The 13,290-nt window shown below is 52.3% G+C and carries 16 protein-coding genes; 12 read left to right on the top strand and 4 right to left on the bottom strand.

All coding sequences use genetic code 11. The features are described from left to right. Window positions 1–341: 341 nt before the first annotated feature. Window positions 342–542 (bottom strand): hypothetical protein, encoded by a 201-nt coding sequence (locus AC2FLO_RS16830; protein ID WP_496755180.1) that lies wholly within the window; start codon window positions 540–542, stop codon window positions 342–344. Between the two features lie 150 nt (window positions 543–692). Here AC2FLO_RS16830 and AC2FLO_RS16835 point away from each other — a divergent pair, with 150 nt between their 5' ends. From AC2FLO_RS16835 to AC2FLO_RS16875, 9 genes are all read left to right on the top strand, one after another. Further along, window positions 693–1,427, top strand: a complete 735-nt coding sequence (locus AC2FLO_RS16835) for a Crp/Fnr family transcriptional regulator (protein ID WP_496811727.1) — start codon at window positions 693–695, stop codon at window positions 1,425–1,427. Between the two features lie 464 nt (window positions 1,428–1,891). Beyond that, complete coding sequence (locus AC2FLO_RS16840; protein ID WP_496755177.1) at window positions 1,892–2,200, top strand: hypothetical protein; 309 nt, start codon at window positions 1,892–1,894, stop codon at window positions 2,198–2,200. A 3-nt stretch (window positions 2,201–2,203) separates the two neighbouring features. Next, window positions 2,204–2,557: a hypothetical protein gene (locus tag AC2FLO_RS16845; RefSeq protein ID WP_496755176.1), complete on the top strand. Its 354-nt coding sequence runs from the start codon at window positions 2,204–2,206 to the stop codon at window positions 2,555–2,557. After that, window positions 2,547–3,401, top strand: a complete 855-nt coding sequence (locus AC2FLO_RS16850) for a hypothetical protein (RefSeq protein WP_496755174.1) — start codon at window positions 2,547–2,549, stop codon at window positions 3,399–3,401. The genes AC2FLO_RS16845 and AC2FLO_RS16850 overlap by 11 nt, the downstream gene beginning before the upstream one ends. A 91-nt stretch (window positions 3,402–3,492) precedes the next feature. Next, complete coding sequence (locus tag AC2FLO_RS16855; protein WP_496806797.1) at window positions 3,493–4,692, top strand: N-acetyltransferase DgcN family protein; 1,200 nt, start codon at window positions 3,493–3,495, stop codon at window positions 4,690–4,692. Beyond that, on the top strand, window positions 4,689–5,786 hold the full coding sequence (locus tag AC2FLO_RS16860) for an alanine racemase (RefSeq protein ID WP_496755171.1): 1,098 nt from the start codon (window positions 4,689–4,691) through the stop codon (window positions 5,784–5,786). Before AC2FLO_RS16855 ends, AC2FLO_RS16860 begins: the two co-directional genes overlap by 4 nt. A gap of 171 nt (window positions 5,787–5,957) precedes the next feature. Continuing rightward, window positions 5,958–6,095, top strand: coding sequence for a hypothetical protein (locus AC2FLO_RS16865; protein WP_170684142.1), 138 nt, complete (start codon window positions 5,958–5,960; stop codon window positions 6,093–6,095). 76 nt (window positions 6,096–6,171) lie between these two features. Further along, window positions 6,172–6,639, top strand: coding sequence for a hypothetical protein (locus AC2FLO_RS16870; protein ID WP_496755169.1), 468 nt, complete (start codon window positions 6,172–6,174; stop codon window positions 6,637–6,639). Window positions 6,640–7,315: 676 nt separating this feature from the next. Next, the gene (locus tag AC2FLO_RS16875; protein ID WP_170684146.1) at window positions 7,316–7,456 is read left to right on the top strand and encodes a cold-shock protein; all 141 of its coding nucleotides are present in this window, start codon (window positions 7,316–7,318) and stop codon (window positions 7,454–7,456) included. A gap of 244 nt (window positions 7,457–7,700) precedes the next feature. Here AC2FLO_RS16875 and AC2FLO_RS16880 read toward each other — a convergent pair whose 3' ends face one another. Beyond that, window positions 7,701–8,333, bottom strand: a complete 633-nt coding sequence (locus AC2FLO_RS16880) for a tyrosine-type recombinase/integrase (RefSeq protein ID WP_496755167.1) — start codon at window positions 8,331–8,333, stop codon at window positions 7,701–7,703. Window positions 8,334–9,549: 1,216 nt separating this feature from the next. Between AC2FLO_RS16880 and AC2FLO_RS16885 the strand changes: the two genes are divergently transcribed. The 3 genes from AC2FLO_RS16885 (at window position 9,550) to AC2FLO_RS16895 (ending at window position 11,534) form a co-directional block, all read left to right on the top strand. Further along, window positions 9,550–10,338 (top strand): hypothetical protein, encoded by a 789-nt coding sequence (locus AC2FLO_RS16885; RefSeq protein ID WP_496755166.1) that lies wholly within the window; start codon window positions 9,550–9,552, stop codon window positions 10,336–10,338. A gap of 183 nt (window positions 10,339–10,521) precedes the next feature. Then, window positions 10,522–11,211 carry a hypothetical protein gene (locus AC2FLO_RS16890; protein WP_496755164.1) on the top strand — a complete coding sequence of 230 codons (690 nt, stop codon included), beginning with the start codon at window positions 10,522–10,524 and terminating at the stop codon, window positions 11,209–11,211. A 74-nt stretch (window positions 11,212–11,285) separates the two neighbouring features. Beyond that, window positions 11,286–11,534: a ParB N-terminal domain-containing protein gene (locus tag AC2FLO_RS16895; RefSeq protein ID WP_496755163.1), complete on the top strand. Its 249-nt coding sequence runs from the start codon at window positions 11,286–11,288 to the stop codon at window positions 11,532–11,534. Here AC2FLO_RS16895 and AC2FLO_RS16900 read toward each other — a convergent pair. Beyond that, window positions 11,526–12,539 (bottom strand): fatty acid desaturase, encoded by a 1,014-nt coding sequence (locus AC2FLO_RS16900; protein WP_496806798.1) that lies wholly within the window; start codon window positions 12,537–12,539, stop codon window positions 11,526–11,528. The two genes, AC2FLO_RS16895 and AC2FLO_RS16900, sit on opposite strands and share 9 nt — an antisense overlap. 72 nt (window positions 12,540–12,611) lie before the next feature. Then, a complete protein-coding gene (locus AC2FLO_RS16905) occupies window positions 12,612–12,818 on the bottom strand; it encodes a cold-shock protein (RefSeq protein ID WP_170395543.1) in 207 nt (68 codons plus the stop codon). Between the last annotated feature and the right edge of the window lie 472 nt (window positions 12,819–13,290).

Raw genomic sequence — 13,290 nt, forward strand, 5'->3', positions numbered from 1 at the left:
TGAAGCCATCATTCCGATGGATCAGAGGCCGATCATGCACTAACAATCAAAATGGACCAGTCAGATGAGGCTGCTCACGACACCAATGGCTGCATGTGACGCTTTGCGGCCACCGATAGTAGCGCCTCGGGCGGGAGGCGAAAGTTCGTTACGGTTGCAGTGCGTGACGCAAATCAGGGTATGCGACATTGAGACTTTGGATACTAATTCTTGTCTGCGTTGATCAGGAACAAGGCAACAACAGCGCTTCTGTTGATTGTTTTGCTACTAGACGAGGGGAATCTCGCCCTTCTAAAAGGGAATTTACTCTATTTCCGAACCCGGTAACCTGAGGCAATAACCTAGTTTATCAAAGCAGCGGCGGTCCGGTGCATTTCCATTTCATCGTTATTTCCGGTCGCCGACTCGTGGGCGGCGGCGGCGTCACGAAGAAGCCCTACGATCTCATGTTCAGGGAGGAGCTCACGATCATTCATTGCAAGCAAAAGCGCTTCACAAATTGAGAGAGCGGCCATTCCTGAGTAGTCTTTCTGATCGGCCATGGCAGAGGTCCCTTTTAACAGGCGTCCGGGCAAGGAATCGTTACGGTGAATTGCGCCATCCTGGCATAGAGTGCTGTATACTTAACTGATCGAAAGCAGTTCTCGCGTCGATTTGCTTCGCAGACGGGTTTTCGATGAAGGATGAACATTTTGGTCAACATTGAAAACAGTCCGCTTACCCGAAAGCTCTCGAACTTTGTCGCCCTGTCTGAGGTTGAACTTGCGGTTTTGGCGCGTCTGCACAAGCGTCGCAGAACCTTTGTAGCGGGACATGATCTCGTACATCAGGGACAATCTGAGCAGGCCGCCTACATTCTGGCATCGGGCTGGGTTTGTTCGTACAAAACCCAGACTGATGGGACGCGTCAGATAGTCGACTTCCAAATTCCCGGCGACTTTCTAGGGTTGCGTAGCGTTTTGCTGCACACCTCGGACCACAGCATCGAACCACTCATGGAAATTCAGGCCATAGAAGTCGTAGTGGGAGATCTTCTGGAAGCATTTGCGCAAACACCTCGCCTCGCGACGGCAATTCTTTGGGCTGTATCCCGAGACGAGGCGATGGTGGTTGAACATCTGGTTAACATCGGGCGGCGTGACGCGGGCGAGCGCATGGCGCATTTTCTGTTGGAACTTGGAGTCAGGCTGACCCAGGTCGGGATAGCAAGCAAGGCGGGATACCTTTGCCCACTGACACAATACCACCTTGCCGATGCGCTTGGATTGAGTGCTGTGCATGTAAATCGTGTTCTACGTCAACTGCGGGAGGGGGGGTTGGTTACTTTTCAATCCGGGCAGGTAACATTTGATGATTATGACGGATTGGTGACGTTGGCCGGTTTTGATCCAACTTACCTGGATCAGGCCGGGCCATTTATGAAGTAATAGGGACACCCCTTTGGCGATGGCGAGCTTTCGACGGAGATTACCTGGTCAGGAACTCTGTTTGCTTTGACAGATCGGGAAATGCCCGGCACCACATTTACTAAAAAAGAAGCGCAAGATAAATACAGTCCAATTGCGGTGCTGTATTTCCCGCGCTTCTCAAATACTAGTTAAATACACGCCAGCAAACATCCCGCCAACACACACCACCTTGTCGGAATTCGGGCATCTTAGCACTGACGCAGGTTAGTCAAGAACCGGCGATACTTATCCGTTCTGCGCGTATCGCATAGGAAATTCCAACAAAATTCCAGGCAATTGGCCAAAGGCTAACATCGATCAGCGCATGTCTGCCGTTTCCACATTATCGTAAATCTCAGCACCAGTCCCACCGTCACGCCGCCCTACGGTGTTTTGCGGCAGACTGCGCCGGGAAGATCCACAAAATTTCATGGAGGGATAAGGTGAGCGCAAGATCGTCTAGTTCTTTGGTGACGTTTTCAAATCCGTTTTCTTTGTCTGGCTACCCGGATGAACTCCCTGCAGGCGAATACGAAGTTGTAGTTGAAGAAGAACTTCTACAAGGCCTGAGTTTCGAGGCATATCGACGAACCGGAACCTACCTGACAGTCCAGAACAAAGGCGGCAAGCCAGGCTGCACTGAAATGCGTCCCATCGACCCAACAGATTTCGAACTGGCGCTTAAGCACGACCAAACCTTGGTCACACCAAATATTGACAGCGAGGCGGCGCTTTCCCCGCAGGAGGAATAAATTATGAACACGCCCGAATGGCTTAAACCCGGAATCTACGGCGCCCTGATCGGAGGGATTTTCGTAGGCATAGTAGGATTTTCCTGGGGTGGATGGATGACCGGCAGTAGCGCGGACAAGATGGCCAACGCCATGTCCCGTGATAGCGTTATCGCAGCGTTGGTTCCGGTCTGTCTCGACATGGCGCGAACCGACACTCAACGCGCTGCAAAAATCGCAACAATCAAAGAGGCGTCTTCTTTCAAACGGAAGGACGCTGTTATGGAGGCTGGCTGGGCAACGGTACCTGGCTCCCAATCCCCAAACAAGGAACTGGCGCAGGCCTGCATCGAGGGGCTGAACGTGGATGGATCGTAACCAAATCACTCAACTTCCGCGTAACCCTATTGGCACAACGCCCATCCAGAAAAAACAACACCAGTCTCGCGCTCCCTTCATGACTGCGCTGTTTGCTGTTGTTTTCTTCGTTTTGTTGGCTTCACCCACCCCGTCAAATTTTGTGATGGCCGAAACAGTTTCCATCCCAGAAAACGCGCATGCCAAAAAGTATGGCGTGGGCTGGGAATGCGATTTATCCTACCGGTTGGATGGCGATGGATGCGTTGCCATTGCTGTCCCTGAAAATGCCTATCCCACAAACAGAACCTATGGCTCAGGGTGGGCATGTTTGCATGGCTTTGTTGAAGTTGGCGGCACCTCTTGCACCGAGGTAATTGTGCCCGAGGGCGGATATCTCGATCCGTCAGGTGAAAGATGGCGGTGTCTGCGTGGATACACAAGAATTGACGATAGCTGCCAGGAAATTGTGGTGCCGGATAACGCCTACCTGACGAACAGCACCTATGGATCTGTATGGCTTTGCAACCGCGGCTACGAGATCGACGGAGATGCATGCGTGGCAGTTGCGGTGCCAGAAAATGCCTTCCTGAACGCATCAACCCGCGGGCGTCCGTGGACGTGCGAACGTGGGTATTTTGAGCAAGACGGACGGTGTGATGCCGTAATCGTACCCGAAAATGCTTTCTTCGATGACGCGGCCCACGGAGTTGGATGGAAATGCGATCGTGGTTACGAGGCCTCCGGTAATCGCTGCAGTGCAATCGAGCTGCCTACAAATGCCCACCTCGACCGGTCGGGCAACAAATGGGAATGCCATAGGAATTATCACCGGTCGGAAGGGCTGTGTGTTCTGAACGACTGAGGTTCCAGCGGAAAGCACGCTTTTCGAAACTTCACCACTTGCGTCAGTTATTACCATGAACGGCGCGTTTCTCACTCCAAAAGGAATAGATATGAAACCCGCACCCATTGTGCCAGCGGCTAAAAAGTTCATTGCCAGCGATGCGCAAACGCAACCCCCTGAACACGCTGTTTTTCCAGAACTTCACCGTAAGACATTAGTGACAAAATCACCGACGGCAATCGTGTATTGCGAGGGGAATTTCGCGAAGATTGATGGCAAAACCGCAAACGGTCTGGTCCGGCATTCACAAGCTTATCGTGTTCTTTCGGTGATCGACAGTAAGCATGGTGGATGTGACAGTGGCCACGTCCTCGACAACGTCGCCAATAATATTCCTATCTTCAATAATCTCGAATCTGCCGTTGCTCATGAATCTACGATCCCTAACACCTTTATTTTTGGAATGGCACCGGCCAGCGGACGGATGTCACTGAAGGATCGCGAGATCGTAGTGGAAGCGATAACGCTCGGTATGAACGTTGTCAGTGGGCTTCATGAATTTCTTAGTGATGATCAGGAACTCGCCGATTTTGCCAAAATTCACGGCGTTACAATACGCGACATTCGCAAGCCGCGGCCCAATAGCGACCTGCGTCTTTTTGATGGAAGTGTCAGCGACGTCAAATCGATCCGCATCGCGGTGTTCGGTACCGACTGTGCAATTGGAAAGCGTACAACCGCGACTATTCTGACAAGCGCACTTAATGCACATGGAATCAAAACAGTTTTGGTAGGCACTGGCCAGACAGGGTTGATGCAGGGTGCCAAATATGGCGTCGCGATGGATTCGGTACCGCCGCAATTTTGCTGCGGCGAGCTTGAACGCGCTGTTGTTGCAGCATCCAAAGGTGAGCGCCCGGATGTCATAGTGATCGAAGGACAGGGCGCACTTAGCCATCCGGCCTTTTGTACATCCGCATTTATTCTGCGAGGCAGTCAACCACACGCGGTAATTCTTCAACACGCGCCCAAGCGCGAACGTCGATGCGACTTCCCAAACATGGCCATGCCCGATCCTTGCGACGAGATAACCCTGATCGAGGCTTTTGCGGACACAGAGGTGATTGGCATGACAATCAACCACGAAGGAATGAACGAAACTGAAATTACAAAGGCCATCACAGACTATAACTGCAGATTGTATCTTCCAATCACTGACGCATTGAATCGGCCTTCATCGAACTTGGTGAACATGGTTCTTTCTGCATTTCCCCGCTTGCAGCCTATACCCGTAGCGCCGAGGGAATGACCGCGCCGCGCATCACTGTTGATCTGAGCAAAATTCGTCACAACACCCGATGCCTTGTTAATCGCCTTAAGCCACGCGGAATCACCGTCACAGGTGTGACAAAAGCCGTATGCGGTCATCCTGAGATTGCGAATGCCATGCTTGAAGGTGGCGTGACTGGACTGGCGGACGCGCGGATCAGCAATGTCGTGCGGTTGCGCAATTCTGGGATCTTGTGCCCCTTATCCTTGATCCGAACCCCCATGTTGAGCCAGGTCGAGCAAGTCGTTGCTAATTGCGATGACAGCTTCAACACAGAAATGGATATCATCGCAGGCCTTGCCATCGAGGCGCGGCGAAAGAACGTTGTTCACAATATAATTGTGGTAGTGGAAATGGGTGATATGCGGGAAGGAATCCTGCCAGAACACCTTGAAGATACTGTGTCTCAAATCGTCAAAACGGAAGGAGTCGCTCTGAAGGGGATTGCCACAAATTTCGCATGTCTGAGTTGTGTGGCACCCACTCCGGAAGCAATGACCATGCTTTCTTCGCTTGCCGTCGACACTGAGCGCACAGGTGGATCCATTCTTGAAACTGTATCAGGCGGTGGCTCTGCCAACTTACCTTGGGCACTTGGCAAAGAGACGACCGGTCAAATCAACAACCTGCGTCTGGGTGAGGCCATCCTGCTGGGTACCGATCCCATATCAGGGCACCCGATCGACGGTCTTTATACAGATGCTTTCAAGCTTTTGGCGGAAGTAATCGAAACCAAGGCCATAACAAAACAAAATCCAGTGCTTTCAATGGTGTGCATGGCCACAGACATACCCTCGAATACTCGGTCGATCCTTGCCATTGGACTCCAGGACACCGATGCGGCCGGTCTTACCTTTCCCGCTGGCGTCACCTTCATTGGAGCCACCAGCGATCATATCGTCATTGAAACCACCAATTCCCCGCTTCGCGCTGGTGACGAGATGACATTGCATATGAAGTACAGCGCACTCACGCGCAGTATGTCTGCGCCCGATGTTGCAAAGATAGTCCGTAGGGAGAAAATTCTGACGGAATGCATCGCTGCAAACACTGATCTTCCATCCCCGAATTGAAGGTACCACAGTCGGGCTGCAACGTAATTGATCCGGGCCTCAGCAAAGGTCTTATTCTGCGGCATAACGTAGTAAATTGAGACCTCAATCACTATATTGGAAGTAGCCGCATTTGGTTTTCATGCTCATCCTGGGCATGAAAGTGTTGCGGACAATCAAAGGATCGAAAGCATGTCTTTCAAAGACCTGACGACCAGAGCGGATGCCGCGCTGAAGGCCAATCATGCGGACAAGCCGCAAAAAGATCTGGATTCCGAGGGATCTGACGCCGGCCCCAAAAAACCAAAGCCTAAGCCTCAAAGTTCATAAGACCCTGCCGGGAGTGGGCGACTTGTCTTTGTATACGTCTCCGAACGAGCGGTATCAGCTAAGGAGACGTACGCAAATGGACCAGATTACCAGTAAGACCACCGCAGTTTTCTCCCGACCGTTCACATTCCCGGGATTTGACGAAATGCTCCCGGCTGGTGAATACGAAATAGAAACCGAGCTTTCTGCACCGCCTGACTATTTCGACCCAGAAGCCTGGAAGGCCTCGGTATTGATTTACCTGCACCCGCGAGAAACCCATCCCGGGTTGGCGCGAACCTTGACCGTTTCTCTGGCTAATCTCGACAGTGCGCGTGCTCAGGACAAATTGTCCAAGAAGGAATTGTCGAAGTTTTTGCTTGATCAACTTCTGGCCGATCCGATGGTGCAACTGATCATGGAAGCTGATGGTGTGTCCGAGACTCAACTTCGACACCTTTACTCGGGATCGGATTTTCTGAGGCATCCGGCGGATTGTCGGATCATGGAGCCAAACGCCCAACATGCGGAGGTGACTTCCAGGACACCTTCGCAATCGAAGTAGCTGAGAATGAAGGAATGCCCATCCGTGCCGTTAATCGTTCCTCAGATTGCAGGCGACCCCTCGCATTCGATTGAACCTGACGTTGCCTGCGCATTCTCCAAGCAACGAGAGTGCTTTTTCTCAACTCTTTCTTATAGAGCAACTGAATGACCCAAACGGAAACCGAGGTGTGACCTGATGAAAGAACCCGACAACGATACAGAAGCGATCTTGGAGCGCGCGTTTAATGACGTGCCGAAAGAACGCCTGTGCCTTCGTTGCAGAGTTCCGTTCTGGAGCGAAGGGTTTGGGGAGCGGATTTGTCGGCGCTGCAAAGGACTGAGCGCTTGGCGAAACGGTGTGTCGGTTAGTCCTGGGTTAGCTCGACGTCGCTAGATTCTGACACCAGTACAATCGCCCAAGTTAGAGCAAGTCTCAGGCGATGTTATTGATGCACATAGCTGTCTCAGCCTATTTCCACTGTCCCGGCTTTTCGGTGCGACTTTTCTTTCCAGGATCAGGCAACTCTTCGGGGTGTCAAGGCTTGTTTGATACTCCCGAGCAACCCATCAATGAATGGCTAACGTTTTCCTTTTTGACCTGCTGTCTCCTAAAATCGGCCTTCATCTTTCGATTCAGACCGACCAAGCCGAGCCGTCGCAATAGTGCGGGCGGCTGATATTAGGAGACTTACACCATGGCAAATGGCACCGTGAAATGGTTCAATTCAACCAAAGGCTTCAGCACTATAGAACCTGAAAATGGCCAGAGGGTCACGTTTGATTTGGAAACTGGTCGTGACGGGCGCGACAATGCCGCTAACCTGGCGCTGGCCTGAACGTCTTCCGGGCACCCTTGTGGGTGCCCGTTCGGACATTTGGGTCCGATGAGAGATCGGAGGGCCAACAGGTTGCGGGTATAGGATGGCGTCGGCATGGCAATGTCAGCTCTGTACACCACATCGCACTCGTTCGTGCCTCGCGCAGCATTCGTTATCCTGGGCTCGATCCGAACCGCTGCTGCGGCGCGAACGTAGATCCGGTCCGGATTGGCGAACGGCACGTACCGCCCGCCAACGTGGTTCAAATGTCGATTTGCTCTGCGATGCTCAGCGCATCTTCAAGTTCGACGCCCAGATACCGCACTGTACTGTCGACCTTCGTGTGACCGAGCAAGAGCTGAACCGCACGCAGGTTTCCGGTTTTCCGGTAGATCTCCGCCGCCTTGGTCCGGCGCAGGGAGTGGGTGCCGTATCCGCTGGGATCCAGCCCAATCGCGGCCACCCAATCCCGCACAAGCAGACCGTATTGGCGCGTTGAGATATGAGGGCGGTCGTGAAACCGACTGGGAAACATGAACCGGCACCCAATCATTTCCGGAGACTTGATCCATGCAGCAATCGTATCCCGCGTGTTTTCAGAGAGTTCGAACTGAACGGGTCGTTTGGTTTTGCTTTGGATCACGGATACCCTTTCGCGAACGCGATCATCCCTGACCAGGTCGGTGACGGCCAGTTTCACCAAATCACATCCACGAAGCTTGCTATCGATCGCCACGTTGAACAGCGCAAGATCGCGAAGATTCCGGGCCAGTTCGAGCCGCGCGCGGATCGCCCAGACCTGTTTTGGCAAGAGCGGACGTTTCTGGCCAATGATCCGGCCTTTGTTCCAGGTTCTTCGTTTCGGGGTGACGGCGGGAAGTTGGACTCTTGACATAGTTTACCCTCCAATCCTCCCGCCAAGCCCTGACATCAGCACCGCGCTGACACCTGAGTTTTACTGGTGGTTTGAATGGTTGTAGTCCGGTTGTACTTAGTATTGAAAACGGCGCGAATGCATTGAGTCGGTCCGAGCCCGAACTGTACTTAGTTTATTAGCTGAACGTGCTCGCAGAACGATAGATACCACAATCACGTGAGGTGTTCCGCTCCCGCGCAGCGATAAATGCAGCGTTTGATCGAAGATCAGCGAATGAACAAGCAAACATGTGCAATTCAAGAAACCCCATGACTATTCTTGTGATCAACTCCACTTGAGTGGCTCAGTCCGAGTGTTAGTGCGTGATCGGCCTGGCTTTCATCGGGATAATAGTCTGTCAGCGATGGGCGGATTGAACGGCTTTCATGGCTTCAAGGTTGCTGCGCGATGTGCGAATGGTCGAAATCGACGCCGCACTGCATCACGGATTTTTACACCGTTGCAGCAAAATTGGCGCTGCGCGAGCTAGTCGTACAGGTAATGCCGCACGCGCATCATCATGATCGTGGCAACGCAGTGTGAAGGTCAGTTATTCGCGCCCGACGCAGGGAGACCGTGTTAGCTAATGGGCAAGGCGCGGAAGAGCCACCAATTGCCCGCACCGCGAGTGCTTGTGCAGCATCGGCTGGCGGAAGCGGCACGAGTGTCGCTGCATTGCAGCTAATGTCGTCAGACCGGTTATTCAAAGCATCGAAAAGCTTTGGCCTTAAATTGCACTTTGACCGCATTCAGGCGCGACAATTGAGACGCGGACTTGAGTTGCCGTTCCCCGCTGGTCCGACCCTAAATCACCACAACGGCAGATTAACGCTGGATAACACATTTCGGTGTTTCACGAGGCAACTTGGCCACCGACAGTTTCAAACCCTATTTGCCTTGGCGGCGCTTGCATCGCGACGAGGGGAACTTCCTTGACTCTATGCTGGCTAAGAACCACAAGAGTGTATTGGTGAAAATTACTCGTTGCCGCGATGCTGCCGGCTTCGATGACCCAATGGCCTTCAGACTAACTGTAGCATGTGCCCCAGCATAGGAACGGGTTTCGCTGGGGTCTTCGCTATGAGCTCGTTCCTCGCAAGCATTCGCAACTGTCACCTGACATGCACCAGTCATCGCGTGACCCATGAAAGAAGGCGCCGTATGAACCGCTCATGGCTCATAAATTGCGTGCTTGATGACCGGTAGATCAGGTCTCAGGCTCCGTTTCGACCAGTCCTTCATCGTGTTTACGCGCTGCATTCTTTGTTTGATCGCGACACTTTTGATGTTGCTCTCAGGAACGCAGCTTCCTGCCCAGGTCACAGGCAATGCCGGTGGATCGGCTTGTGATGAAGATTTCGAAAACAATAACGGATCGTGCCAAAAAATTGACTTACCGGAAAACGCATATTTGACGGGTAGCTCCTATGGCAGCGGCTGGGAATGCAATCACGGTTTTCAGAATGTCGGTGAACTCTGTGAGGAGATAAGAGTTCCGGAAAACGCCTATCTTGTATCAACCGGAGATCGATGGGAGTGCAATCGGCTGTTCCAGCGTGTCGGAGATGATTGTGAAGAAGTGATTGCACCTCAAAATGGATACGTCGAAACCCGGTTTGGCGCACAGGAAGTACACTGTGACTGGGGATTTCGTAAGGAAGACCAGGAATGTGTTGCGATTAGTGTCCCGAGCAACGGCCGCCTGACTGACAAAAACAGCGCGGATGGTTGGGTGTGCCTCAGAGGTTTCAGAGAAACGGAGAGCGGTTGCGAACCGGTGGCAATTCCACAGCATGCATACCTTGCACCTGAAACCTACTCTGGATGGAATTGTGAACGTGGCTTTCGCTCGAACCGGGACAGGTGCGTTGCGATCCTTGTCCCTGCAAATGCTCACTTAAATCGAAGAGGTGATGGTTGGGAATGTAATCGGCCGTTCACGAGACAGAACGATAAGTGCACCGAAAACGTGCCGCGACAATAGGTTGGTCGAAATCAATACCTCTAGACATATCCGGAAGGACGAAGCCGTGAACCATAACTCGATTGATGAAAACCTGGGTAAAAGCCTCAAAGCCGAAAAGGCTCGTCGCCGGTCCTACGGGATTAAGATATCTATTGCGTCAGCGGCGTTTGTTGCGGCGATAATTGTAGCGGTGTTTTTCTGATGCGTAAAAATGCCCCTCAAGTAACCCTTCCTGTCTCAAATATGTCATCTCGTGGTCTGGAACAAAGAGCTTTTCAGGACCGCAGTGTTCGTAAGTCGCGGAACGCTGACGTATCAGGAGTGATTGAAGAAGAGTTCGGGAAGTATTTGATTAAGGCTGGCATTCTGAGCGGTAACAGCGTTGCGCGCGCATTCCCCAAGCCACCAGCTAAAACGCAGGCAATGATTGCTGATGCAGTCGGCGAAACACCAGCATTGGCCATCGAAGCATTAAAAGAAATTCTCGGTGAACGAGACAGGAAACGTAGCGGTCAACGCCGTTTGGAGGGAAACTCCGGCACCCTCGTTCCCAGCGAAAGAGAATATGCAGAGGCATTGCGACAGATCAGGCTCACCCCTGCGCAGGTCACAATGCTCAAAGCACTTACAATCGCAGGCAAGGACGGTCTGACCATTGGTAACTTGTCTCAGGCGGCCGGTTACAAATCGCGCGAGGCCTCCATCAAGGTTTTCAAGAAAATCGGACTATTGATCGCAGAATATCTGGAACTGGACCTTCCCGAAGCCGGATCAGTACAGAATGACGGCGCCGCTCAGGTCCTGGCATTTTCTCGCGTCGAAAGTGACGATGAGCCAGCAACTTGGATTATGCATCAGGAACTGCGCGACGCTGTTCGTTTGGTTCTATGACGCAAACTAAAGCACCTGAATCCGAAGAGAGTTCCTGACCGTTCCAAATGCACGAAAGGTTGCACACGTAGCTTATGCTGGAGAAGAAACCATACCCGCTCGACCTGATCTATGTACCTGTGAAGCGTACAAAAACGCTTGATCAACAAAAAGTCCTGACGCTGGCCGAAGATATTCTGAAGAACGGCCAGAAGACCCCGATCCAGATACGCTCGGACAATATGAGGTTTGTGCTGATTGAAGGCCTTCACCGACTAGAGGCCATTCGCGCCTTGGGCGGTGATACGGTCGAAGCCTATTTGGTCCGCGCCAGACTACACTAAATGCCTATTGGAATTGGCGTTCGACAAAGCCTCGGAAAATGTCAGAAGACGTTGACTTTCTTCATCCCAAAGATGCAAACGTGCACAATGAAAGCTCTCATATAGAGTAATACGCTGGCAATTTTCCAACTCAGGATGGTCACGCAAAACCTCGTTTAGCCGATAAAACGGTATGCGGCTGGCAAGGTGGTGAACATGGTGCACACCAATATTGGCAGAGAACCACCGCAATATGCCCGGCAGGGCATAGTGAGAGCTTCCATAGAATGCAGCATTCTGAAGATTCCAAGCCTCTTCCCGATCCCAGGTCGTGTGTTCAAACTGGTGTTGAATGTAGAAAAGCCAGATACCAATCGACGCGGCGACGATCATGGTAGGCAGGAATACAAAAACCAGTACATCCAGGCCTCCGGTCCAAAAAATCAGAGCCAGGACCACCGCAATCGCGGCGTTTGTTCCCATTGCACTTGCCCAATACAGCCAGCCTGACCGCATGAAACCAAAGGGCAAGCGATTTTGAAAAAAGAACGTGTAGACTGGTACGATACAGAACAGGAAGAAGGGGTTCCGGATTAACCTGTAAGCGGCACGCCCGAACCAATTCCGTTTCAGGTATTCCTCAATGGTCAATGTAGGAATGTCACCCATACCACGCCGATCAAGGTTACCGGTTGAGGCATGGTGAATCGCATGGCTTTGCCGCCAGACGTCATAAGGAGTGAGGGCGAGAACACCCAGAACCCGGCCAGTCCAATTGCAAACGGTACGGTTTCTAAAGAATGATCCGTGACCACAATCATGCATGATGATGAAGATACGCACCAGAAATGCGGCGTTCAGGATGGCCAGTAGAACAGCGACCCAAATGCTAAGGGATAGCGCAAACCACGCTGCGCCCCATAGCGCGACAAAGGGGATGACAGTGATTGTCAGTTCAAAAACACTACGCTTCGTATCGGGCACACGGTATTGCGCGAGCGCCCGGGTCAATTCCTGCTGTTGCAACTGACTTGTTCTCCAACGGCTCTTTGGAGCCCACTGTGCAAACGGGCACCCCAGAAGGGTGCCCGAAGCAGGCTATGCGAGTGCCAGGTTGGCGGCGCTTTCGCGTCCGTCACGGCCAGCTTCGACGTCAAAAGTAACTTTCTGACCGTCTTTCAATTCGCTAAGGCCGGAACGTTCAAGTGCTGAAATATGCACGAACACGTCGCGCTTACCATCTTCAGGCTCGATAAAGCCAAAACCCTTGGTCGAGTTGAACCATTTTACTGTGCCATTTGCCATGGTGGAAGTCTCCTAATACTTGCCGCCCGCATGATTGCGGCGACTCGGCGCGGTCGGTCTGAATCGAAAGACTGAACGCCGAATTGAGGAGACAGCAGGTCGAAAAAGAAAAACGTAAGCCTTGTGTATATGGACTTTGAGTACACACGATACAAGCCTTGATGCAGTAGAGGACAACAGTGATTTTGAGCCTCCCTAGCTCAAGTCAGGATAAAGAGAACCAGAGTCGTTGCTAAATCGCGCTTTGTCTGTGTCCTGTTCATTGCCGGACAAACGCTTGCTGCGCCCGGAACGAATGGTCCGTCTTCACGCCGCAGTGCCGCGCTAACGATGATGCACATGTGATAAAATCTGTGCTGCGAGCGCGCGCAGCGAGAAAATCCGAGGTCTGGTGAGGGCTCGATACGGTCCTTCGCCGTTGTCCGCTCGAACGTCCGCTTCTGCGCCAACGGTCAGCCACTTCATCAATGTC

Source organism: Ruegeria sp. TASC047 (genome assembly GCF_059612445.1).